24 protein-coding genes are annotated in these 22646 nt (G+C 46.5%); 9 read left to right on the top strand and 15 right to left on the bottom strand.

Annotated features, from left to right (window positions below; translation table 11 throughout):
* Positions 1–23 precede the first annotated feature (23 nt).
* From OCV77_RS07870 to prmA, 3 genes are all read right to left on the bottom strand, one after another.
* Positions 24–1178 (bottom strand): cysteine desulfurase family protein, encoded by a 1155-nt coding sequence (locus tag OCV77_RS07870; protein WP_262574466.1) that lies wholly within the window; start codon positions 1176–1178, stop codon positions 24–26.
* Positions 1179–1257: 79 nt separating this feature from the next.
* Positions 1258–1998: a 16S rRNA (uracil(1498)-N(3))-methyltransferase gene (locus OCV77_RS07865; protein WP_262574465.1), complete on the bottom strand. Its 741-nt coding sequence runs from the start codon at positions 1996–1998 to the stop codon at positions 1258–1260.
* 11 nt (positions 1999–2009) lie between these two features.
* Positions 2010–2996 (bottom strand): 50S ribosomal protein L11 methyltransferase, encoded by a 987-nt coding sequence (prmA, locus tag OCV77_RS07860; protein WP_262574463.1) that lies wholly within the window; start codon positions 2994–2996, stop codon positions 2010–2012.
* A 97-nt stretch (positions 2997–3093) separates the two neighbouring features.
* Between prmA and nudC the strand changes: the two genes are divergently transcribed.
* Positions 3094–3918, top strand: a complete 825-nt coding sequence (gene nudC / locus OCV77_RS07855; RefSeq protein ID WP_262574462.1) for an NAD(+) diphosphatase — start codon at positions 3094–3096, stop codon at positions 3916–3918.
* A gap of 2 nt (positions 3919–3920) precedes the next feature.
* Positions 3921–4511: an HAD family hydrolase gene (locus OCV77_RS07850; RefSeq protein ID WP_262574461.1), complete on the top strand. Its 591-nt coding sequence runs from the start codon at positions 3921–3923 to the stop codon at positions 4509–4511.
* On the opposite strand, the gene OCV77_RS07845 is transcribed toward OCV77_RS07850, so the two are convergent.
* Positions 4472–5095, bottom strand: coding sequence for a nucleoside recognition protein (locus OCV77_RS07845; RefSeq protein WP_118799017.1), 624 nt, complete (start codon positions 5093–5095; stop codon positions 4472–4474). The two genes, OCV77_RS07850 and OCV77_RS07845, sit on opposite strands and share 40 nt — an antisense overlap.
* Positions 5096–5244: 149 nt before the next feature.
* Between OCV77_RS07845 and OCV77_RS07840 the strand changes: the two genes are divergently transcribed.
* From OCV77_RS07840 to OCV77_RS07810, 7 genes are all read left to right on the top strand, one after another.
* Complete coding sequence (locus OCV77_RS07840; RefSeq protein ID WP_262574459.1) at positions 5245–5724, top strand: prepilin-type N-terminal cleavage/methylation domain-containing protein; 480 nt, start codon at positions 5245–5247, stop codon at positions 5722–5724.
* Positions 5725–5933: 209 nt separating this feature from the next.
* Positions 5934–6881 (top strand): transglutaminase-like domain-containing protein, encoded by a 948-nt coding sequence (locus OCV77_RS07835; RefSeq protein ID WP_262574458.1) that lies wholly within the window; start codon positions 5934–5936, stop codon positions 6879–6881.
* Between the two features lie 31 nt (positions 6882–6912).
* Complete coding sequence (locus OCV77_RS07830; RefSeq protein ID WP_262574456.1) at positions 6913–7959, top strand: type II secretion system F family protein; 1047 nt, start codon at positions 6913–6915, stop codon at positions 7957–7959.
* 22 nt (positions 7960–7981) lie between these two features.
* Positions 7982–8320: a hypothetical protein gene (locus tag OCV77_RS07825; protein WP_118798585.1), complete on the top strand. Its 339-nt coding sequence runs from the start codon at positions 7982–7984 to the stop codon at positions 8318–8320.
* Positions 8317–8847, top strand: a complete 531-nt coding sequence (locus tag OCV77_RS07820; protein ID WP_262574455.1) for a DUF4860 domain-containing protein — start codon at positions 8317–8319, stop codon at positions 8845–8847. Before OCV77_RS07825 ends, OCV77_RS07820 begins: the two co-directional genes overlap by 4 nt.
* On the top strand, positions 8837–9313 hold the full coding sequence (locus tag OCV77_RS07815; protein WP_262574454.1) for a hypothetical protein: 477 nt from the start codon (positions 8837–8839) through the stop codon (positions 9311–9313). Before OCV77_RS07820 ends, OCV77_RS07815 begins: the two co-directional genes overlap by 11 nt.
* Complete coding sequence (locus OCV77_RS07810; RefSeq protein ID WP_262574453.1) at positions 9310–9762, top strand: hypothetical protein; 453 nt, start codon at positions 9310–9312, stop codon at positions 9760–9762. Before OCV77_RS07815 ends, OCV77_RS07810 begins: the two co-directional genes overlap by 4 nt.
* On the opposite strand, the gene srtB is transcribed toward OCV77_RS07810, so the two are convergent.
* From srtB to OCV77_RS07755, 11 genes are all read right to left on the bottom strand, one after another.
* The gene (gene srtB / locus OCV77_RS07805; RefSeq protein WP_262574451.1) at positions 9739–10521 is read right to left on the bottom strand and encodes a class B sortase; all 783 of its coding nucleotides are present in this window, start codon (positions 10519–10521) and stop codon (positions 9739–9741) included. The genes OCV77_RS07810 and srtB overlap by 24 nt on opposite strands.
* A gap of 146 nt (positions 10522–10667) precedes the next feature.
* Positions 10668–10922, bottom strand: a complete 255-nt coding sequence (locus OCV77_RS07800) for a DUF6171 family protein (protein WP_262574450.1) — start codon at positions 10920–10922, stop codon at positions 10668–10670.
* Positions 10922–12430 carry an alpha-N-arabinofuranosidase gene (locus OCV77_RS07795; protein ID WP_262574448.1) on the bottom strand — a complete coding sequence of 503 codons (1509 nt, stop codon included), beginning with the start codon at positions 12428–12430 and terminating at the stop codon, positions 10922–10924. The genes OCV77_RS07800 and OCV77_RS07795 overlap by 1 nt, the downstream gene beginning before the upstream one ends.
* A 25-nt stretch (positions 12431–12455) precedes the next feature.
* Positions 12456–15047, bottom strand: a complete 2592-nt coding sequence (locus OCV77_RS07790; RefSeq protein ID WP_262574447.1) for a beta-galactosidase — start codon at positions 15045–15047, stop codon at positions 12456–12458.
* A gap of 17 nt (positions 15048–15064) precedes the next feature.
* On the bottom strand, positions 15065–15883 hold the full coding sequence (locus OCV77_RS07785; protein ID WP_262574445.1) for a carbohydrate ABC transporter permease: 819 nt from the start codon (positions 15881–15883) through the stop codon (positions 15065–15067).
* 15 nt (positions 15884–15898) lie between these two features.
* Positions 15899–16804 carry a carbohydrate ABC transporter permease gene (locus tag OCV77_RS07780; RefSeq protein WP_262574444.1) on the bottom strand — a complete coding sequence of 302 codons (906 nt, stop codon included), beginning with the start codon at positions 16802–16804 and terminating at the stop codon, positions 15899–15901.
* 19 nt (positions 16805–16823) lie between these two features.
* On the bottom strand, positions 16824–18173 hold the full coding sequence (locus OCV77_RS07775; RefSeq protein WP_262574443.1) for an ABC transporter substrate-binding protein: 1350 nt from the start codon (positions 18171–18173) through the stop codon (positions 16824–16826).
* Positions 18174–18410: 237 nt separating this feature from the next.
* Entirely contained in the window at positions 18411–19118 is a 708-nt protein-coding gene (locus OCV77_RS07770; RefSeq protein WP_262574442.1) for a response regulator transcription factor, read from the bottom strand.
* Positions 19108–20583 carry a sensor histidine kinase gene (locus tag OCV77_RS07765; RefSeq protein WP_262574441.1) on the bottom strand — a complete coding sequence of 492 codons (1476 nt, stop codon included), beginning with the start codon at positions 20581–20583 and terminating at the stop codon, positions 19108–19110. The genes OCV77_RS07770 and OCV77_RS07765 overlap by 11 nt, the downstream gene beginning before the upstream one ends.
* Positions 20584–20713: 130 nt before the next feature.
* Complete coding sequence (locus tag OCV77_RS07760; RefSeq protein ID WP_262574440.1) at positions 20714–22078, bottom strand: FAD-dependent oxidoreductase; 1365 nt, start codon at positions 22076–22078, stop codon at positions 20714–20716.
* Positions 22056–22640 carry a hypothetical protein gene (locus OCV77_RS07755; protein WP_262574439.1) on the bottom strand — a complete coding sequence of 195 codons (585 nt, stop codon included), beginning with the start codon at positions 22638–22640 and terminating at the stop codon, positions 22056–22058. The genes OCV77_RS07760 and OCV77_RS07755 overlap by 23 nt, the downstream gene beginning before the upstream one ends.
* Between the last annotated feature and the right edge of the window lie 6 nt (positions 22641–22646).

The following is a 22646-nucleotide window of genomic DNA, read 5'->3' as shown; positions in this document are numbered from 1 at the left end:
GGATCCCCAGGCCGGTCTTCCTTTTATTTTCGTGTGAACTTCCTGAGCACAGGAATTATATCATACAAAGTCTGCAAAGTATAGTCCACTTCCTCCATCGTGTTTTCCACAGAAAAGCTGAAACGGATCGTTGAACCAAGCTGGTCTCCGTGGATCCCCATGGCCTGCAGCGTTGCAGAGGGCTGTGGCTTATGCGCAGAGCAGGCGCTTCCGGCCGACACATAGATGCCCTTATCCTCCAGTGCATGCAGGATCACCTCGCTCCTGACACCGGCAAAGGATACGCTGACTATATGGGGTGCCCCATCTCTTCCCGGATGTCCGTTTACAGTCACATCCGGCAATTCCTGTATGCCCCTGACAAAGGCTTCCTTCATACAGTAAAGCCTTTCCACATCCTTATCCAGCCCGCTGTAAATGATCTCAATGGCCTTTGCCATGCCCGCAATACCAGGCACATTTTCGGTGCCGGAACGCATACCATTCTGCTGTCCGCCGCCAAACAGGATCGGTTTGATCTTTACCTTATCATTAATATACAGAAATCCGATGCCCTTGGGTCCATGGATCTTGTGTCCACTGACCGACAACAGATCAATATTCATTTTCTTCGGATGGATCCGGAACTTACCGTATCCCTGTACCGCATCCACATGGAACAGGATCCGGCTGTCCATTCTTTTGATCATGGCTCCGGCCTCTTCTATGGGCTGCAGGGAACCGACCTCATTATTGGTGTGCATAATGGACACCAGAATAGTTTCCCCTGTAATGGCACGTTCCAGATCCTCCAGGCGGATACAGCCCTTTTCATCTACAGGAAGATAAGTTACCCGGTAGCCCTCTTCCTCAAGCTGCCTCATGGTCTGCAGAATCGCCGGATGCTCGATCTGTGTCGTGATCAGGTGCTTTCCCCGGCGGCTGTTGGCGTATGCACAGCCCCGGATCGCCAGATTATCCGATTCTGTCCCTCCTGAAGTAAAGAAGATCTCCTTTTCATTCACCTTCAGGTTTTTGGCTATGGTTTCCTTTGCATAACGGATGTACTGCTCCGCCTGCACACCTTTTCTATGCAGACTGGATGGATTTCCATAATCCTCGCACATCACTTTTGTCATTAGCTGTGCCACCTCATCAAAGCATCTCGTGGTGGCTGAATTGTCCAGATAAACCTCCATGGTATCACCAGTCTTTCTTATTGTAATACTACTATATTTTATGTGTTACACGGGGAAGTCGTGCGGCTCCGCCATATAATTACTGCTCAAGCTGATACAGCAGAAAAGCAAGCACTGTCATCCCGGCTGTCTCTGTGCGCAGGATCCTTTTTCCAAGCGTGACCGGCTTAATCTGTGCCTTCATGGCCTCTTCGATCTCTGTTTCCTCGAATCCGCCCTCCGGGCCGATAAATACTGCCACCTCATCTCCGGGCCGTATGCCCTTCAGGATCTCTCTTGTCTTTTCCATACCCTCTGCCCTTTCATAGGGGATCAGGCGCACCTGCATCTTCTGGCTCCTTGCAAAGGCCTCCCTCAGGGATATCACTGGCATGATTTCCGGGATCAGGCTCCGTTTACTCTGCTTGGCTGCTGCCTCGGCGATCTGCTGCCATCTGGCAAGCTTCGTCTTTTCCTTCTTCGGATCCAGCTTCACCACACACCGTCTGCAGGCTGTGGGAATGATCTGATACACTCCAAGCTCTACCGCCTTCTGGATGATCAGCTCCATCTTGTCTGCCTTTGGCAGACCCTGGAACAAGTAGATCCGGACCGGCAGCTCACTTCCCTCCTCTTCCTCTGCGAGAATATGACAGACTACCGTTTCCTCATACAGCTCTGCCACCTCACAGCGGTAGCTTCTGGACGTTTCACTGTCTGTTACCCTGATCTCTTCTCCCGGCTTCATGCGGAGGACATTTTTCATATGATTGACATCTTTTCCCAGTATCCGGATCTGATCTTCTGCGATCTGGGACGTTTCAATGAAGAACTGATACACCTGCTGCCTCCTTATTCCTTTCTGGCAACAACAGATACCCATTCACCCTGATGCTGTATATCCAGCACCGTAAGGCCTGCTGCCCGGACAGCCGCTGCAACCGTTTCTTCCTTGTCATCAATAATACCGGAGGTGATGTAAATACCTCCCTTTTTCAACTGATGCACGATCACGGGTGTCAGAGGTACCAGCACCTCTGCCAGAATATTCGCTACCACGATATCATAACACTCATAGCCTACCTGATCCTGCACTTCCTTATCAGTAATGATATTGCCGATAAGAAGTTCAAAGCTGTCCTCCGGAATTCCATTGGCCTCTTTATTTTCTCTGACTGCGTCTACCGCACAGATATCCAGATCGGTTCCGATCGCTTTTTTTGCCCCGAACATAAGAGAAAGGATAGCCAGGATACCGCTGCCGGTTCCTACATCCAGGAGCACAGTATCCTTCGTAATATATTTCCGTAGTGCTCGGATACAGAGCTGTGTGGTATCATGCATTCCCGTACCAAAGGCGGTGCCTGGGTCAATGTGGAGCACCAGCCTGCCCTCATTCTCTGGCTCTGCCTCTTCCCAGGAAGGAATGACCAGAATATCATCTATGGTAAACTGGTGGAAATACTGCTTCCAGTTGTTAATCCAGTCGATATCCTCAGTTTCGTCCACGCTGACGGTTCCTTCTCCGATATCCATAAACTCCTGCAGCCCTGACAGCTCTTCCCTGATCTCTGCAAGGAGCTGCTCACTCGTCTTATCCTCTCCTGCCACCTCCAGGAGACCGTTCTCCTTTTCCTCTACGAAAAAGCTGAGGTATGCGATCCCGTCATCTGCCGGTCCGTCAGGCAGGATATCTACAAACATCTGCTCCTTTTCTGCCGTGGTAAGAGGAACCTTGTCCTCGATCTGGGCACCCTCAAGTCCTATATCATATAACGTGCTGACAATAACATCTTCTGCTTCTGTAATGGTTTTTATTCTGAATTTCATCCACTTCATGGTTTTGCTTCCTTTCCAGTTTCCATTGACCATAGAATAGTTCCATATTATCATAAAAAGAGCCCGGTTTCCATATGAAAAAGGAGGTTATCCATTTATGATACAGGACATTTATCCAAAGATCTATCACAATGAATATAAAGAGCTCGTTCCGTCCGACTATGACTTTATCCTTGTTTTTGACAAAAACAGAGTGCTTGTCCGCTACGAAAGGGATCATCTGCGCTATCCGGTAAAGCAGGAGCTGTCTGCCTTTTCCTGCTCCTTCCTTTATCTGTTTTCGATTGATGAATACCGGTATTTCCTGGCCTATACCGAGGAAACGATCACCCTGCCCGGTTACGGATATGAGGATGTGCGCATCTTCCGTACTGCCATTTCCCGCCACAATGCCTTCGCCGGCATCACGGCGCATCACCTTTTCGACTGGTACCGTGTAAACCAGTTCTGCGGCCAGTGTGGTCACAAAATGATGCCTGACCATCTCGAGCGTATGCTGAAATGTCCCGCCTGCCAGAACATGGTCTATCCAAGGATCTCTCCTGCCGTGATCGTAGGGATCCTGAACGGCGATAAGCTCCTGATGAGTAAATATGCAGGCCGTTCCTATAGAAGCTATGCCCTGATCGCCGGCTTTATTGAGATCGGCGAGTCCGCTGAGCAGACTGTCCAAAGAGAAGTCATGGAAGAGGTGGGACTTAAGGTCAAAAATATACGTTACTATAAGAGCCAGCCCTGGGGCTTCACAGACAGTCTTCTCTTTGGTTATTTCTGCGAGCTGGACGGGGATGACACGATCCGCCTTGACACCAATGAGCTGTCTCAAGCCGGCTGGTATACCAGAGATGAGATCACCCTGGAGGATGACTATTTAAGCCTGACAAGAGAAATGATCCTGCAGTTTAAAGAAGGGAGAGTATAGCAATGCTTCAGAATATTATTTTTGATATGGGAAATGTACTTTTAACCTTTGATCCTGAGGTTCCCCTTGCCCGGTTCTGTCATTCAGAAGAAGCAAAGGATCTGATCCGCAAGGAGCTGTTTCAGGGACCGGAGTGGATCATGGGTGATCAGGGCATCCTCCGTAATGATGAGCGCTATGAGCCTGTCAGTCACAGAATCCCTTCCGTTTATCACAAGGAGCTTGCTGACTGCGTGAGCCACTGGGACATCTGCATGAAGCCCGTCCCCGGTGCCCTTTCCTTCTGTCAGGCCTGTAAGGATAAAGGATACCATATTTACGTGCTTTCCAATGCAGACAATACCTTCCATGATTATTTCCAAAGATTTGCACAGGAATCCTGGTTCGATGGAGTCATTGTTTCCAGTGATGTCCACATGATCAAGCCGGAGCCTGCGATTTACAGACATCTCCTTCAGACCTTTTCACTGCATCCGGAAGAATGCTTCTTTATCGATGACCGCCCGGAAAATGTAAAAGCTGCTGTCAGTCTTGGCATGCAGGGCTTCGTATTTCAGAATGATTTTACACCGCTCCGGAAGCTGCTTTTCTGATCCTTCACTTTGCAATAAATAACCGCCACCGCCGTACTGATCAGCGTCGCCAGGATCGCCGGTGCAATGATCCCGGCAGGCTGCGGGCTTCCGTACTGCTGCCTGTAAGCGATCATATTGACCGGGATCAGCTGAAGAGATGAGATATTCAGAATCAGGAAGGTACACATCTCATTACTTGCCCTGTTCTCCTCATAGTCCGGTCCGGATCTCTGCTTTTCCATGGCTGCCAGTGCTTCCATGGCTTTCAATCCCGCCGGTGTGCAGGCCCAGCCAAGTCCCAGTATATTGGCAATGATATTCAGGGAAATATACTTCCTGGCCTCATGCTCTTTCGGAATTGCAGGAAAAAGGAACCGGATAAAGGGATCCATTTTCTTCGTCAGGCTCCTGATCAGACCTGCGCTCTCTGCCACCTCCATCATACCTGTCCAGAATGCCATCACTCCGCCTGTCGCTATGCAGAGCGACACTGCCTCACCAGCACTCTCCAGCATAGCCTCCGTAATTTCCTTCATTGTTCCATTTAAAGCACCATACACGATCCCTACTAGGATCATCAGTGCCCAGAGCATATTCAGCATTTTTCATTCTCCCATATCCATCTCCTTTTATCCTATTCCGGGAGGCAGACAAATAGAGCCATAATTTTATAATTCTTTTATACTTTTTTAATTGACTCACAATTTTCTATCATCTACGATTTACTTAATTATGACTGGAGATAGTAAAAATGATATATTTAAATAACAGGTCTGTTATACAGACAAATAAAAAAAATCTATATAACAGGGGCTTCAGCCTGATCGAGCTGATCATCGTGATCGCAATTATAGCAGTTCTCACAGGAATACTGGCTCCTTCACTTCTTTCTTATATCCATAAGGCGAGGGTTGCTGCTGATTGGTCAAATCTCAGAGCCTATTATTCTGAGATACAGGCCGATTTTACCTATACAGGGGAGCATGATTCAAACATAGAGACGGATCTGGATGTACCCAGCCACTGGAATCAGACTGAAATCCACTATCCCAGCGGGCGGACTGTAAAGCTGAAGGCAGGTTTTTATGCCATTACCAAAACTTCTGACGGAAATGGTTATCATATATGCTACTACTGCAATCATTGCAAAACATCAGAGGGTTATGAAAAGCATAAGCACAGCTGCATCCTGGTTCTTGGTGCAAGACAGGATGTCGATAGCACCCCTTAGGTTCCCTTTCGGCTGGTATTCTTCCGGTATGCAAAGGGTGTCAGCCCAGCTTGATGTAGAAAAGGTGAACCAGCAATTAAAAAGTATATAGCACAGAACAATACGCAGATATCAAAGCCGGGGTCTTCTGATCCCGGCTTCATGTCATTTCATTACGAAACGGATCCATCGTCCGCACTGTATTTCTTTTTATGGCAAAAGAATCTGGAATGTATTATAATCAGAGCATGAAATTACTACAAAAGAAACGGTCTAAAATCATATACTTCCTGCTTCTGCTGGCAGCCTTCTTACTTGGAGGATGCTCCTCCCATAAGGAATATGTTTCTGCCTCCACTACGATCCGGGATAACACCCCGGTCTGTCTTGTCCCAGTAGCTGATGGCATCACTGTGTATGGCAACGATCTCGCCTCACTGGATGCCTCCCATACAGAGGATGGCTATGTGATGGCAGCCTGGCACGGAGAAGATAAACCCGTGAAGCTGCAGATTACCGGACCAGATTATATGACCTATACCTATGATCTTCCATCCGGCGGATACACCACTTTTCCACTTTCCGCAGGGGACGGTGCTTATCAGGTCGGCATTTATGAAAATGTGGAGGGCAGCCAGTATGCCACTGTTTTTTCCACCGATCTTACAGTTACCATTACAAACAAAATGGGACCTTATCTCTATCCGAATCAGTATATAGCCTTTACAAAAGACAGTCAGATCGTCAGGGAGGCACAGACGCTTGTTGCCGGCGCCCATGATGATCTGGAAGCCATTATCTGCATTTATGATTACGTCATTGCCAATATTACCTACGATTATGACAAGGCCGAAAATGTCAAAAGCGGCTATGTCCCAAACCCTGACGAAATCCTTGCCCTTGGCAGAGGGATCTGTCTTGACTATGCCAGTGTCATGGCAGGTATGCTGCGTTCCCAGCAGATCCCGACCCGCCTTGAGGTCGGTTATGCCGGAGATGCCTACCATGCCTGGATCAGTACCTATGTAGAGGATCAAGGCTGGGTCAACGGCATGATCCACTTTGACGGCAAAAACTGGTCCATTATGGATCCAACCTTTGCTGCCAATGCAGGAGAAAAGGAATTAAAAAGCTTTATCGGAGACGGTAAGAACTACGTCACCAAATATATTTACTAATCACTACACTTTACAAGGAGAATACCTTCCAATGAGTAAAAAGCAACTCCTTTCCAATGAAGAAATCGCTTCCTTCTGTGGACAGACAGCCCTGATCATCAAGGCCGGTATCGGTCCTGCAGAGGGCATGGAGATCTTAAAACAGGACACCCACGATCCGAAGGGGCAGGAACTGCTTTCCCGGATCAGCGATTCCTGCAGAAGAGGCTCCAGCTTCCACGAGGCACTTCTGGAAACCGGTCTTTTCCCTGATTATGTGATCAAGCTGATCGCCCTTGGTGAAGAATCTGGAAATACAGACGATGTCCTGACTTCCCTTTCCGAATATTATGAACGGGAGCAGACCATTGCAGACAGTATCAAAAGTGCTGTCACCTATCCCTTTATTATGATAGCCATGATGTTTCTCGTGATCGTGGTTCTGATCGTAAAGGTACTTCCGATCTTTGCACAGGTATTTGAGCAGCTTGGTACGCAGATGAGTCCTTTTGCCACCTCCCTGCTTGCCGCAGGAAATACCCTGAGCCGTTACTCCCTCATCCTTACTCTGGTCTTTCTGGTGATTGTTACGGTTTTCGTCTTCATGTACAAAAGTCCTGCCGGCCGCACCCGGATCCAGCGCTTTCTGACAGGCTTTCCTCTGACCAGCGGCTTCTACGAAAAGGTTGCTGCCGGGCGCTTTGCCAGTGGCATGTATCTGGCCTTCACCAGCGGTATGGATACTTATAAGGGACTGGATATGGTAGCTGACCTTGTGGAAAACGAAGAAATGTCAAAGAAAATAGAACTTTGCAAGGAAGAGATTGAAAAGGATGCCAATCTGCCTGAGGCTCTTGCCAGCGCACAGATCTTCTCAAGCCTTTACTCCCGTATGATCGCTGTTGGCTTTCGCTCCGGTTCTGTAGATCTCGTCCTGAAAAAAATATCCGAAAAGTACGATGAAGAAACCCAGAAGCAGCTCGACCATATTATTTCTATCATTGAACCAACCCTTGTCATCCTGCTTTCTCTGGTAGTCGGTCTGATCCTGATGTCCGTCCTGCTGCCTCTGATGGGAATTATGTCAAGCATCGGCTGATGTATAAAGAGAGGATCTGCTTATGTCAAACAACCGGTTTGCACAGAAAAAAAGAATATCCCTGTCTTTTCTGCGGATTCCATATCTGCTCTTCCCTGCCATCCTGATCGTCTTTCTGCTTGCCCTGTCCTCCATTCAGGACTCTGCTCTGCAGAAGCAGCAGGAAAGTCTGGAGACAGCACTGGAACGGGACATCACCCACTGCTATGCTGTAGAGGGTTATTATCCACCAAGCCTTTCCTATATTGAAGAGCATTACGGCCTTACCTATGACAAAGACCTGTTTTTTGTGGATTACCAGCCCGTCGGCTCCAATATCCGCCCAAATGTAACGATTATCGCAAGAAAGGACAACTCATGAGAAAACAGGAAGAACGACATATCATTGATATTCTGTTTGTCATTGGTCTGTTCTGTATTTTTGCCCTGTCCACCATTTTTCTGATCTCCATTGGTGCCGATATTTACGGCAAAACAGTCTCCAACACTGAAATCAACTTCAATGACAGAACCTCCTTCGCCTATGTGACGGAAAAGATCCGTCAGGCTGACAGAAGCGGTGCCATCACAGCTTCCACACTGGAGGGAAGGTCTGCCCTGAAGCTTCAAAAGACGGTACAGGATACCGCCTATATCACCTGGCTGTACGAGGATGAAGGCTATCTGAAGGAGCTCATGGTAAGAGAAGATACCCCTCTTTCCCTCTCTGCAGGTCAGGAAATCCTTCCGGTCAGTGATTTTTCTGTTTCCCGGATTCAGGATAATCTCCTGCAGATCACGATCCACACAGCAGATGGTGACGACTGCAGCCTTTCTGTGAGTCTGAAAGCGGATCCGTATGTTTCTCCTGCGGAAAACGAGGAAGGAGGTGCTGCGAATGAACAATAATGCCAGAAAAACCGGCCTCTTCCTTATGGAACTGATCATTGCCATTCTTTTCTTTTCGCTGGCGGCCACAATCTGCATCCAGCTCTTTGTGAAATCACATATGATCAGTGAACGCAGCATTGCCCTGAACCACAGCATCCTTCTGGCACAGAATACTGCCGAGATTTTTTATGCCACGAACGGAGATCCCGAAAAAATGGCATCTCTCCTTGGATGCGGAGAATCCTCCGGTACAGCAGCCATCGCTGACAGTGACAATACCTCTACGCTGACTCTGTTTTATACAGATAAATTTGATTGCCTGGATCCGGCTGAGGCTGCTTCCGCTGTCTTCCAGCAGACGATCTCGCTCTACGCTGACTCCGATCCGGCTCTTATCACCTGCCATATCGTGATCTCGGAGTTTTCCTCTGGAGATGTGATTTATTCTCTGGATACTACATTGTTTCAAAGGAGCCGCCCATGAAAAAGAAAAAAACTTATGGTATGAATATTGGTGCTTCTTCCCTGCTGATTATCATTGTGATCCTTTGTCTGGTGTGCTTTGCCGGACTTTCCGCAGTCAGTGCCCTTGCTGATTACAGACTCAGTGAAAAGCTCTCTGCCCGTACCACCGCCTACTACGAAGCAGTCAGCAAGGCGAACCTGGAAATGGCACGCATGAATCAGGAACTGCTTGCTGCTTATGAAGAAAGTTCCTCTGAAGCGGATTACAGGCAAAAAATAAAAGAGTCTTTTCAGGACTCTCTTACTTTTTCTTATTCCATAAGTGATACACAGGCACTTGTTGTTTCTCTGGATCCGCTGTATCCCGCTGCTTCTTCTGATCCTTTGTACCGGATCACCTGTTTCGAAGTGGAAACCGTTTCAGATCTTTCCCTGGATGATTCTCTACCGGTCTTCACTGGCAACTAATACACCAAGGATGATAGTTCTGTTATTGCTGTGAAGTCCATGGCAGGTAGACAATGTCATCACCTTATCAGATGCACTGACAACCTTATCTGATCTCCAGGTTGCTGTCTCATCCACATAATCCAGAAAGCCCTGCTGCTCCTCCTCATTCCGGATCAGGTCATAAGTTCTGGAATCTGCCTGTGTCAAATACACTGCAAAGATCTCATACATATAAGCCTTATCTTCTGTAAACACATAGAAGTTCGGATTTTCTTCCTGTATGGAAGAATCATTGAGCATCTTCTTGAGGGAACCAAACATGGTTCCATTTCTCATATTATGTCCATATACGATCGTATTGTAATCGCTGCAATCCGTCTTGTTCAGAAAGTCCATGAAGATCGCACCGGAACTATTCTTCTCCCCTTCGAAAGTATAATGGGTGTAATAATCATTGTCATTCCCACGGACGATCGGATAGCTGATGTCCAGTGGTTCATAATACAGCCAGCCAGCAAAATCTTCATTGATCTTCTTCAGTTCATCATACTGGATGTCAACAGATACCGGGATCAGACTTTCTTCCTCTGTTTCCTCTGCCTCTGTGCTTTCTTCCTGTACCGGCGCTTCCTCTTTGACAGAGGCATAGCTTTCCAGCTGCTGATACTCATTGATGCCCTTCTGGTACTCTCTTGACAGCCGGAATACATTGATTCCCGATACTACTACTGCTGCCAATGAAACAATCAGCACGATCAGCCATAATTTGTTTTTCACTTTCCATTTCCCCTTTCACAATACCGGATTCCCTGTAGTCAATATTTTACACTACGCCGATATGGAAAGTCAATGTCAGTGCTGGCGGGGCATCCCAGACCTTTTTTCTCTTCCTATGCCCCGTCTACTGCTCTTCCTGGATTTTCTCACCACTTCCCATGGATATCCGGGCAATGGTTCTTCCTGATGGCTGCCCGCATTTCCACAAAGCACCCACAGATCCGGCACATACCGTTCAGCAGGTGGTCACACTCTTTACAGAAGGAAAGCCTCTCTTCATAAAGAGAATCTTCCGCTTTGATCTCCGGATCAAGCTGTCTGATATATTCATACATATTGTCAAAATAGGAGGCGTCCGGCATATCCTTTGCCAGACACCTCCTGCATATTCTCTGTTCCATTATGCTCTGATCTCAATCTGTACCACGCTGCATGCCGGAAGCTCTACGGCAAGATCTCCTGCTTCCGTGATCCTGTAATCCGTGAAACCCTCTTCCTTCACGCAGTCCGGCTCATCGAAGGTATTATGCGCTGTCATGGCTCCTGTCAGGATCCTCGCCTTTATCTGTGAGATCTTCTTATCCATGAACTGCACTGTTACTGTATCGGCTTCCTCTGAGGAAAGGTTTCCAAGCGTGATCAGGATATTGCCCTCTGCATCCATGGAAACGGATTCGCTGATATGAGGCACCTTATCCTCTCCTTCTCCGACCATTTCTGTAGTCAGGGTACTGTCCAGGAGCTCGCTCTCCTGGTGGCCACGGAACATATGGAATACATAGTAGGTCGGAGTCAGTACCATCTTGGCGCCCTCTGTCAGGATCACTGACTGCAGTACATTGACAAGCTGTGCAATGTTGGCCATCTTCACACGGTCACAGTGCTTGTTGAAAATGTTCAGGGAAAGGCAGGCTACCAGTGCATCCCTCATGGTATTCTGCTGATAAAGGAAACCCGGATTGGTTCCCGGCTCCACATCAAACCAGCAGCCCCATTCATCGATCATCATGCCGACCTTTTTCTCCGGATCATAGCAGTCCATGATATCGCCATGCTTTTTGATCAGCTCTTCCATCTTCTCTGCCTTGGCTAGTGTCTTATACCACTCCCCCGTGGTAAATTCTGTAGCACTTCCCTTATGATCCCAGTCCGATTCCGGCACTGTATAATAATGCAGGGAAAGGCCATCCATATAGCCGTGAAAATGCGGCGGTGTATGGTCAAAGGCTGTTTTCAGCACTTCCTTTGTCCAGTGGTAATCAGCTGTATTTGCCCCGCAGCAGATCTTCCCTGTCTCACCCTTTCCCGAATAGTCCCTAAGGAAGGTCTGGTATCTGCGGTAAAGATTGCCGTAATACTGCGGTGTCATATTGCCGCCACAGCCCCAGTTCTCATTGCCTACGCCGAAATAATCTACCTTCCAGGGCTTCTCCCGGCCGTTTTCCTTCCGGAGGTCTGCCATAGGTGATACACCGTCAAAGGTCATATACTCAAACCACTCTGACATTTCCTGCACGGTGCCGCTTCCCACATTTCCATTGATATAGGTCTTACAGCCAAGCTGTTCACAAAGCTCCATAAACTCATGAGTACCAAAGCTGTTATCCTCCAGCACACCACCCCAGTTCGTATTGATCATTTTCTTGCGGCTCTCTTTGGGACCAATACCGTCCTTCCAGTGGTATTCATCCGCAAAGCAGCCTCCCGGCCAGCGGAGTACCGGAATCTTCATTTCTTTCAGAGCCTCCACCACATCTGTCCGCATTCCGTTTTTGTTCGGAATCTCAGAATTTTCTCCCACATAGATTCCTTCATAAATGCACCTTCCCAGATGCTCTGAAAAATGTCCGTAGAGCTCAGCATTGATCTTTCCAAGCTTCTTTGTTTCGTTAATAACCAATTTTGCCATCCTCTTCTCCTCTCGAAGCTGCCTGTCAGTTTTTCTGCAGACTGCTGTATTCTGCCATCCGGAGATCCTCTAACACCGGTCTTTCCCCGGTAGCCTGGCACCATATGGTCACATCACCGCACCATTCACCACACAGATAAACCACATCCCGGTTTCCACCGGCAACCACAGGCATATTTTCCTCCTGCAGCAGGATCCTTCCCGCTACGTGTCCACCTGCATATACCGTCAGTTTCAGATCCTTTCCCTTAAAGAACAGCTTTACTTCTTTCTTGTCTGTCTGCATCTGCAGCTTCAGGAAACGATTTTCCCCCTTCTGCAGCCTGAGTGGAAGCTCGACATTCCTGAAGGCCTTCGCAGCCTGAGGCAAAAGCTCACTATAGGTACACTCTTTAATCGTTCTGCCTCTCAAAAGTGTCACTCTGCCTGCCAGATCTGTATAATATCTACGAAGGATCCTGACCGTCAGCTCTATCCGCCCACTTCCGGCAAAAGCACTTAGATCCACATACGGGTCGTCCTTCTGTACCATAGAAACCAGAGAATTATTGACATAAACAGCGATCAAGCAATCTGCCTTCTCAAAATGTAAGAACAGGGCATCCTCGTCCTTGTCTGAAACAACAAATCTTGAATAAATGGTTTTCAGTGGAGATACTGCACGGTTATAGCCATCGATCCCCATAATTGTATTATACGGGGAATGTCTGAAAAAGCAAGTTTCTGAAAATGCTCCTTCATCCAGGTCAAACAGCCAGCTTTCACTGATATCTTCCCTTCTGGTAATCCTCATCAGTTTTGAAATTCCCTTTAAAGAGCCCATCTGCAGACTCTTACACCGGATATCATCAAAATTACTGTGTCCCCAGATTTCTGTCTGTAGCTGCACCTCTCCTTTTTTAAAAAACCTGCGCAGACAATTTCCATTAGAATACAGGGTTTCACAGCTTTTCTGATTACGGATTGTCAGCAGATCTGCAGCTCCTGCAATCAGGTATTCACCATCTGCAGCGAGTGTCACATCATAGCATCCAATGCCCCGATACTGCCCAAGGCTTTCCATAGGCGCAATTTCTGCTTTTATGCTATTCTCTTTAGTAAGCTGTGCCTCTCCAACATACAAGGTGACTTCTTTCCCGTCATCCTTCTGTTCTTCCGGCAGACAGGCGAGATCCGGAAGTCCCGGAATCCTGGCAGCTCCCATATGTTCCCTGGAACCTGCCACAAAATCAACAGTTCCATAGGAAAAGACAATCTCCTCCTCTTCCATCTCTTTCTGGATCCGACAACTTCCCTCTGCTCCGTCAAGAAGACAGTCCAAAAGACCCTCTCCATAAAGACATACCTTTGTTCGATCCTTCTGCTGGCTGATCCATCCGATCTCATAATTGCTGTGTCGGATCACACATTCCCCGCAAATGTGAAAATTCCAGGGAAGAAGTCTTGTTTCAAGAGGCTTCATATCTACCATAAAGCTGTCTTTTTCTGTCTGAACGGTAATCATCTGCTTCCGCTCCAGATCAGAAAGCTCAATCAATTCTCCTTCCTTCAGCTTCAGAAAAGGTACCTTCCTGTTTATCTGTCCTTCCGACTGCACAGAAAGCTCCGAATGAAATCCTGGCTTCGCTGTGGCAAGAGACTCTCCCAGACTTCTGATAAGTCCTGCCAGAAGACGGGCCTGATAGATCTGCTCATTGCATTCACCTGCTGAACCGATCATGGAACGGAAATCATAATCAGAAGCCATCAAGGCTACCGGATTTTCTTCTGTCCCCCAGTTAGTAATTCCATTATAAAAATCCATGGTTGATCCGGCAGTCTGGTTATAAGGACTTAAGAGCTTCGCCCCACATGCCAAAAGCCGCTTCAGATAGCTATGCTCTCTGTTAGTTTCCGTCACCAGGAATGGCATACTTCTTTCCTGTACGGCATGATACAGATGAATTGCCCTTTCCTCAAGATCCGGATTTTTTCCATCAGAATATACATTATATGCCGTATAGAGATCTGGTGTCAGACCACCTCCGCGGAGCAGATCATTCTGTCCGCAGCAATAGAAAAGTGGTACAGTCATGCCAAATTCTTCTGCCATCCTTTTCAGCTTTTCCATATAACTGACAGGACTTGTGCAGCGATAAAAATCCAGTTCATTTTCGATTTGCATACAGATGATCGTTCCCTGCTGTCCGATCTGGTACTTTGAAAGCACTGGCAGGATATGTGCATACCAGTTTCGCATTTCAGATAGAAATCCTGGATCATCCTGTCTGACTGCAACCTTTTTCTCCGAAAGCCACGCAGGAATTGCACCGCCATCCCATTCGGAGCAGATATATGGTCCTGGGCGTGCGATAACAAACAGCTCATTTTCTGCTGCCAGCTTTAGAAAGCTCTCTACATCCTTATTTCCTTCAAAATCCCAGACATCTGGTGCTGTTTCATGATAATTCCAGGGAAAGTACACATCAATAGCTTGATAACCTGCTGTTTTCAGCAGCTTCATCCTGTCATTCCATCGCTCCCTCGGGATCCGAAAATAAAACAGGGAGGATGCCAGTAATGTCTGATATTTTCCATTAATATAAATTCCATTCTGATCTAATCTGATCGCTTCCATAAAAAATCCTTTCCTTCTTAGCCTTTCAGTCCGCTGTGAACCATTCCGTTTGTGATCTGCTTTTCAAATACCAGAAATATGATCAGGATTGGGATCAACGCACACACTGTTCCTGCCATTATAACGGTATACTGCATAGTATGCTCTGACTGGAAAAATTTAAGGCCAAGCTGGATCGTATATTTCTCTTTTGTATTCAGATAGATCAGCGGCGCCATATAGTCATTCCATACCTGTATAAATGTAAATATGATCAGTGTTGCCAGCGCCGGTTTTGCCTGTGGCAGCATGATCTGTGCGAAGGTCCTTCCCTCACCGGCTCCATCGATCCTCGCTGCCTCCACCAGCTCATCCGGTACTGTCATAAAAAATTGCCGGAGCAGGAAAATGCCGAAAGCGCTGGCAAGCTGTCCCAGGATCAGCGCCAGATGAGTATCTGTCAGATGAAGCTTACTGATGATCTGATACTGTGGAATCATGATCGTATTCCATGGCACCATCATAGTTGCCAGATAAAGCCCAAATACTATATTCCTTCCGGTGAATTTCATCTTTGCAAAAGCATAAGCTGCCATTGCACTGATAATAACCTGACCCACTGTAGCAAATACCGCAACAAAAGCTGTATTTTTGTAAAAGGTCAGAAATGGCTCTTCTGTCCACACCTTCACATAATTACTGAAATTTACAGGATCCGGGATCCATTCGATCGGTGTTGTAAACACCTGACTATCGAATTTGAATGAAGTCGATATCATCCACAGAAATGGAAAGATCATGACAAAGGACAGAAGGAACATTAATGCATAAAATATTACATTTTTTGCTTTTTTCATCGTATTCTCTCCTCCTTAGTCATAATTTACCCAGTACTTCTGCGCAACAAACTGGATGATGGTGATCACAAGGATCACTGCAAACAGGAAATAAGAGATTGCAGACGCGTATCCCATATGCATACTTTTGAAGCCTTCATAATAAATCCTGTATGCCAGCACATTTGTACTCATACCGGGTCCTCCGTCCGTCATGACACTGACCAGATCAAATACCTGGAAGGAATTGATCGTAACCAGGATCAGATTCAGGAATATGGTCGGACTGATCAGCGGAAGGGTGATCCTGAAATACTGCTGCAGCTTACCGGCTCCATCAAGAGCTGCTGCCTCATACAGGGAATCCGGCACATTCTGCAATCCTGCCAGAAAAATCATCATATAGTAGCCACAGTTTTTCCAAACAGATACGATGATCACGGCATACAATGCCCATGTAGTAGATGCCAGCCACTGGGGAGGATTACTGATGCCAAGCTGCCCCAGCACAGTATTTAAAGGGCCTCCCTGCGGATTAAAGATCATCTTCCAGATGACCGCTACGGACACCATTGATGAAATGTATGGCAGGAAAAATGCGATCCGGAAAAACTTCCGGAATCGCATTAATCTGTTTAATACGCTCGCCAGTATCAGAGATACCAACATAGTCAGGATAGAAAACCATACGGCATAAATGCAGTTATTTTTAACGGATACTTTAAAATACCGGTCTGAGAACATCTTGATGTAATTCTGCAGTCCGATGAACTGGTAATCTTTCGACAGCCCTGTATAATCTGTCAGGCTGTACCAGAATCCAAGCACAATAGGCAGGAACATAAACAGGATGAATACGATCAGGCTTGGAAGGACAAACCCCCATCCAACCAGATTCTGTTTCAGCCTGCGTCTGCTCTTTTTGACAGCTTGCTTTGCCATATGGCTTCCCTCCTTATCCTTAGTTCATTACTTCTGCTCTTCTCTCTTCGAAGTTCTTTAATCCGTCTTCCAGAGACTGCTCACCGAGCAGGTACAGTTCTCTTTCTTCCTTTTCAATAGTCTGAAGCTCTGTATATTCAGGGATCATCAGTGTTTCGGAAATCTTGGACGGATTCAGGATATTAGCTGCTCCGGATACACCGATTGCTTCTTCAAATACCGCTGTAATATCATCATCAATATAAGCAGGGATTGCGCCTGCTGCTGCGATATATTTTGCCGCCTCTTTTCCAGCCATGTAGGAAATAAATTCAAAGGCTGCTTCCTGCTTTTCAGAAGATGCATTGATACCGATGAAGGTACTTACACCACCAATAGTAACCGGATCGTCTGTCTTTGCAGGCTGGGGAACAGTTGCAATACCAAGTTCAAAATTGTCTGCGATTGTAGGATCATTCTTTAACATGGTCAGTACATCACTGATAGACCATTCTCCGCCGGGATACATATAGCACTTGCCGGAGCAGAAGAAGTTGATTCCATCGGTACCGCTGCTCACCATATCAGAATAGCTCATATGGGAATTGTCTGTGTTATACATCCTGTTTTCCAGCTCCCACCAGTCCTGAAGTGCACTCAGGTCATCATCTGCGAAGTTGGAGCCTTCCTGAAGTGTAATATAAGCACAGCTATTCCAGTCAGGAATATAACCGCCATAGATCCTGTCAGCGCCTGTGCCTTCCGATAACTCTGCTGCCAGATCTGCATATTCATCCCATGTCAGGTTATCAGGATAAGCAATTCCCTTTGCATCAAACATTTTTTTGTTATAGAAAAGTCCATAAGCAGATGCTCTGTAAGGAAGTCCATAGAATTTGTCATCTACCTTAGTGTCTGCAAATCCGGTTCCATAAGTGGAAATATCCATGCCGCTGTCATTGATCATCTGGGAAATATCTGTCAGATTTCCGCTCTTTGCCAGATTACTTAACAGGGAAGTGGATCTCATATTAAATACATCAATATCGTTGTCCCCGGCCAACATAGTCATAAGCTTGTCATCATACTCGTCACTGCTTACCTGTGTCATTTCTACCGTTACATTCTCACTGGATGCATTGAACGCATCTACCATCTGCTGCAGATAGTCACCTTCGCTCCAGGAATAATAGTGAATCACTACCTTATCCTGCCCGCCTGCAGTGTCTGCTTCTGCGGTTTCTGCTGCAGTGTCTGTTTCTGCTGATGATGAATCCTGTGTAGCAGTGTCTGCTGCTGTGGCACCTCCATTGTCTGATGAGCCACAGCCTGCCAACAGGCCAAGTCCCATGGTGCATGCCAGAATACAAGAGATTATTTTCTTTTTCATGTAATGTCCTCCTTTTTTACCTTTCCTTCTCTTTGTTTATCAGGTGACCCCATTCTATCAGGGTAACCCTTCTTCCGAAAGTCTATCATTCTTACCTGTTTTTCCGTCTTCTGCGAAAAGATTAGAAAATCTAATTTTTTTCCCGTCAGAATGCACAAACCGCCTCTGCATGCTCTGCAGAAGCGGTTTTCATCAGCTGGATAATCTGTTTGGTCATCCATTTACAGACATGGTACATCAGCTTTCTTCCTGTCTGCTTTTGATCTTGTCCATATAATAGAAATATCCACTCTGTTCTACCTGTGACAAAACATCCTCTATATTCTTCTGTTTCATCTTTTTCACAATATTGCGGATATGTGTCTTCATCGTCACCGGCTCAATAAAACGTTCCCGGCAGATTTCCTTCTGATCCTTGCCCTCATGCAGTGCCTCCAGGATATTTCTCTCTGTATCCGTCAGAAGCTGTACCAGATAGATCGTATAGATCAGACTGTCCTCATTATTCTTGATCCGCTTAAATTCTTTCCGCAGCTTCTTTGCTACCTGCGGACGGATCACCGATTTCTCATAGTAGGCATCCTTTACGCAGGAAACCATGGCTGCCGGTGTAGCTGTCTTCAGCACATAATCACAGGCTCCTGCCTGAAATGCTGCATAGATCATCTCATCATCCTCATACACCGTCAGAATTACGATCTTGATCTTCGGAAACTCCCGGAGGATCTGGCTGGTCGCCGTGATCCCGGCATACTTGCTTTCCATTTCAATATCCATCAGGATCACATCTGGCTGCAGCATGGCGCTTTTCATGATCGCCTGATATCCGTCATGGGCAGCCGCCACTACCTCAATTTCCTCTGACTGTGAAAGAACCGTCTCATATTTCCTGCAAAGTGACTCCATATCATCTACAATCATTACTCTTATCTTTTTATTTTCCATCTGACACTTCTCCTATCAAAGGCAGATAAATATGGAACTCTGCTCCCAGTTCCCCATTTTCTGCCGTAATTCTTCCTCTGTGGCTGATAATGATCCTTCTGCAGAAGGACAGCCCGATCCCCCAGTTCTGTTTGGTTGATTTCGTAGATACAAATGGGTTGAACAGACGGTTACTGATGTTTTCTGAAAGCCCGGGACCTGTATCCTTTATGATGATCTCCACTTCCTCATCATAAACCTTAAGCTCCACGAAAACCTTCTTTTCTCCAAGGCTTTCCTCCATCGCCTCCATGGCATTGCAGAAAATATTCCGAAAAACCTCCTTCATATAACCAGGATCTAGAAAGACTTCCGCCTTCTTCGATGGTTTTTCGTACAAGATCTGACAACCTGCTTTCTCCATCATTGCTTTGTTTTCTTCCACTGCGCTTTGGATCACTTCTGCCAAATTCTGTCTGGACTGGTTCAATACGATCCGGCTGCTGTTCTTCTGCAGCTCGTTCAGTCTGTCATATACCTCCTGACAGGATTTCTGAATATTTTCAAGTTCTTTGACAGGTTCCTTCTCCTTTGCCAAAAGTGTCTCTGCCTCTGCCATGATCCCAAGCAGTTCATTCTTTACATAATGACTGAATGCCCTGGTGGAAATCTCTGATGATGCAATAATACTGGAAAACACATATTCCTCCTGAGATACTCTCTCCCGCATCAGCTGATATCGGTACATATTGTAAAACAGGATGATCAGGAATAACAGGATCAGCCAGATCACCGCCCTCATACCACCCACATACGGTGCCATTTTCAGGGAGTGATAGGAAATATAGCCTGTTGATCTGGACATCCACAGGAAGGAATCAGGCAGGGAAAAGAACATATAGAAATACAGCCCCGCCAGACTGATCTGTGTCAGAAAAATGGCACGCTTTACCCTGAGAAGTTCCGGTATCTGTTTCTTATGAAGATCAGACAGAAAAATAAAACCGCATCCCATAATCAGCATCAGGAAATTTCCGATCACAGTAACATAATGAAATCCACCGTAAATTTTCCGGAAGATCCGGGGATCCGGCAGAAATCCCATTTTCCCAAAATAGAGTAAGCGCTGGAATACCGTATTATAGACAACTGCCTGCAGGAGCAGATAAACACTGGCTGCGGCCAGAAGCCCTTTTCTTCTCTTTTTCTCCTTTGCGGAACTGATCTCCCAGACAAGCATGAAATTTCCAAACAGAAATGCAAGACTGCACAGGTTCATGCCATTGACCAGTGCCCCTTTTGATATATGCAGATAAATCAGCTTTCCATACAGCTCCTTGCTGATGTTGAAATACTGATTGATCATATTGTCATAATTATTATCCTTGGCCATAAAGATCATAGAGCACAGTGTTACCCCGATAAAAGAAGCAAACAGGATCAGTAACGGCACAAGAGCTTCCCGGACATTTGTTTTTTCTTTCATAGCTGTTCCCTCTTCCTGTCCGTATTATAGCAAAAACCGGAGTGTTTCTGCAGTGGAACTTTTCTCCTCCCTGCAAAACAAAAATAAGTATTTGCACAAAACACGACAAATACTTATTTCCTGTCCTTCTTTATCCTGTATAATCCTGAAGAAAAGCTCCATTTTCCTTAAGGGCTTTCCGAAGCTTCTCCGTATCCAGACCGTTAGCCGCCTCGCCCTCACGGACACTCTGAGCGGCTGCTGTACCTGCAGCCTGTCCCATTGCCATGACGATCGGTGTTACTCTCACTGCCGCGCAGGCTTCGTGGGTTGCGCTTAAGCACCTGCCGGCCACGATCAGATTCTTTATCTTCTCTGTTACCAGAGATCTGTATGGTATCGAATACCAGCTCCCCGGCTTCAGAAACCGGTGCTTCATGGTTGCTCCGTCAGGTGAATGGATATCTATCGGATATCCTCCCATGGCAATGGCATCAGGAAACATCTTATTTTCCACCAGATCCTCTGCCTTCAGCTTGTAGATGCCATCAATTTTACGGCTCTCACGGATCCCGATACTCGGACCGGTGCATTCCAGTCTGCAGTTTTCAAAGCCCGGAATATATTTCCGCATGAAGGCTACGATTTCCTGCGCCTGTTTTCTTCCTTCGATCTCAGCCTCTGTCAGTTCGAAAGGATCAATGGCTGATTTTCTGATAATACGCGACATATTCAGAATAAACTCACCTCTGTTGTTCGTTTCAAAACAGAGTACCATATCCCTGTCCACATGAAACTCCCCTTTGCTTTTGGCTGCTTTTATCAGAGAATAAGCGCCCTGAATTCCCGTTCTTGGAATTTCCTCCAGTCTGTCAAAGGGAATCGTAGAAAGCATATCATCCCGATGATTCTTTACAAATTCCATGACCCTTTCCCGGTCTACATTCGCTACTTTGATATTCATTGTCATAGGCTGCGCCAGATGATCCGCTTCCCGTCCATATACACTGCCGATCCCTGCATGTGTTGCCAGATCTGCATCCGCACTGCAGTCCAGAAATACCCTTCCCTTTACAGAGAAAAAGCCATTCTTTGCATATAGCTGTACCTCCGTGATCTCTCCGTCCTCTACTGTACATCCGGTGTATGTGGTATGATATAGCAGTTCTGCCCCTGCTTCCTGCACCATGGTTTCCAGTACCAGTTTCATTCCTTCTGCATCAAAGGGTGTAATGCTGCTGGCATACCCGACGAAATCTTCCATATGCCCCTGAGACATTCTAAGCTCCTGCAGCCTTTCCACAATTTCTTCCGGAATGCCTTTTATAACCTGCGTTGTCCCTGCATGGAATGTCATCTGAGGTCCGACCCCACAGCCTGTCAGTGATCCGCCAAGATAGCCATTCTGTTCCACAAGCAGTGTCTTCATTCCCTGCCTCGCTGCTGCGACAGCTGCCACAGCACCTGCCGGTCCCCCGCCAATGATCACAACATCATAATTCAGATTCTCCTTCATCTATGCTTCTTCCTTTCTCCTGCTGATACCACAGATCATAATAAGTCCTCGCAAAACCGTGGGCTCCTATTTCAGACAATGCATGAATCCCTGTTTTTCCAATTACGATTTTCCCAAACCTGACCATAGGCACCTGATATTCCCTGCTGGTCAGACCAAGCTTTGTAACCTCCAGAAAATGAAAATACTCGTGGCTGAGGATCAGATTAACAGCCTGTTTATAAGTCAGCTTATTCTGCTCTGCCCACTTTTTTACTGAACGGACATACAGGTTGATACACTTTTTCCCGGAAATATAGTCACTGAAATATCTCTGTCCACCGACCACATAATCTATATCCTTTTCTACCAGCTTAAGACCGCTTTTCAGGACAATTTCCGCAAAATCCATATTTCCGTTTTCTTCAGCAAAAACCTTTTCTGCCGCCCTGCAGCCCTTCTGCCACGCCGATTCTACGATTACTGCCCGATCCTCTTCCTGTATTTTTGCATAACACATGTCATAGGTTAATTCCTGATCTGCCAGCTCTCTTCCAGGAAAAGGAAAATCAAACTGCTCCATTCATTC

The sequence above is a fragment of the Suilimivivens aceti genome, from assembly GCF_025567405.1.
Classification (GTDB): Bacteria; Bacillota; Clostridia; order Lachnospirales; family Lachnospiraceae; genus Suilimivivens; species Suilimivivens aceti.
Note: the sequence above shows the minus strand (reverse complement) of the source record. Positions and strands in the feature narration are given on the sequence as shown.

Coding starts and splice junctions, on each gene's coding strand:
- OCV77_RS07870 (WP_262574466.1), bottom strand. CDS start 1,178: ATGGAGGTTTATCTGGACAATTCAGCCACCACGAGATGCTTTGATGAG.
- prmA (WP_262574463.1), bottom strand. CDS start 2,996: ATGAAGTGGATGAAATTCAGAATAAAAACCATTACAGAAGCAGAAGAT.
- nudC (WP_262574462.1), top strand. CDS start 3,094: ATGATACAGGACATTTATCCAAAGATCTATCACAATGAATATAAAGAG.
- OCV77_RS07850 (WP_262574461.1), top strand. CDS start 3,921: ATGCTTCAGAATATTATTTTTGATATGGGAAATGTACTTTTAACCTTT.
- OCV77_RS07845 (WP_118799017.1), bottom strand. CDS start 5,095: ATGCTGAATATGCTCTGGGCACTGATGATCCTAGTAGGGATCGTGTAT.
- OCV77_RS07840 (WP_262574459.1), top strand. CDS start 5,245: ATGATATATTTAAATAACAGGTCTGTTATACAGACAAATAAAAAAAAT.
- OCV77_RS07835 (WP_262574458.1), top strand. CDS start 5,934: ATGTATTATAATCAGAGCATGAAATTACTACAAAAGAAACGGTCTAAA.
- OCV77_RS07830 (WP_262574456.1), top strand. CDS start 6,913: ATGAGTAAAAAGCAACTCCTTTCCAATGAAGAAATCGCTTCCTTCTGT.
- OCV77_RS07825 (WP_118798585.1), top strand. CDS start 7,982: ATGTCAAACAACCGGTTTGCACAGAAAAAAAGAATATCCCTGTCTTTT.
- OCV77_RS07820 (WP_262574455.1), top strand. CDS start 8,317: ATGAGAAAACAGGAAGAACGACATATCATTGATATTCTGTTTGTCATT.
- OCV77_RS07815 (WP_262574454.1), top strand. CDS start 8,837: ATGAACAATAATGCCAGAAAAACCGGCCTCTTCCTTATGGAACTGATC.
- OCV77_RS07810 (WP_262574453.1), top strand. CDS start 9,310: ATGAAAAAGAAAAAAACTTATGGTATGAATATTGGTGCTTCTTCCCTG.
- OCV77_RS07800 (WP_262574450.1), bottom strand. CDS start 10,922: ATGGAACAGAGAATATGCAGGAGGTGTCTGGCAAAGGATATGCCGGAC.
- OCV77_RS07795 (WP_262574448.1), bottom strand. CDS start 12,430: ATGGCAAAATTGGTTATTAACGAAACAAAGAAGCTTGGAAAGATCAAT.
- OCV77_RS07790 (WP_262574447.1), bottom strand. CDS start 15,047: ATGGAAGCGATCAGATTAGATCAGAATGGAATTTATATTAATGGAAAA.
- OCV77_RS07785 (WP_262574445.1), bottom strand. CDS start 15,883: ATGAAAAAAGCAAAAAATGTAATATTTTATGCATTAATGTTCCTTCTG.
- OCV77_RS07780 (WP_262574444.1), bottom strand. CDS start 16,804: ATGGCAAAGCAAGCTGTCAAAAAGAGCAGACGCAGGCTGAAACAGAAT.
- OCV77_RS07775 (WP_262574443.1), bottom strand. CDS start 18,173: ATGAAAAAGAAAATAATCTCTTGTATTCTGGCATGCACCATGGGACTT.
- OCV77_RS07770 (WP_262574442.1), bottom strand. CDS start 19,118: ATGGAAAATAAAAAGATAAGAGTAATGATTGTAGATGATATGGAGTCA.
- OCV77_RS07765 (WP_262574441.1), bottom strand. CDS start 20,583: ATGAAAGAAAAAACAAATGTCCGGGAAGCTCTTGTGCCGTTACTGATC.
- OCV77_RS07760 (WP_262574440.1), bottom strand. CDS start 22,078: ATGAAGGAGAATCTGAATTATGATGTTGTGATCATTGGCGGGGGACCG.
- OCV77_RS07755 (WP_262574439.1), bottom strand. CDS start 22,640: ATGGAGCAGTTTGATTTTCCTTTTCCTGGAAGAGAGCTGGCAGATCAG.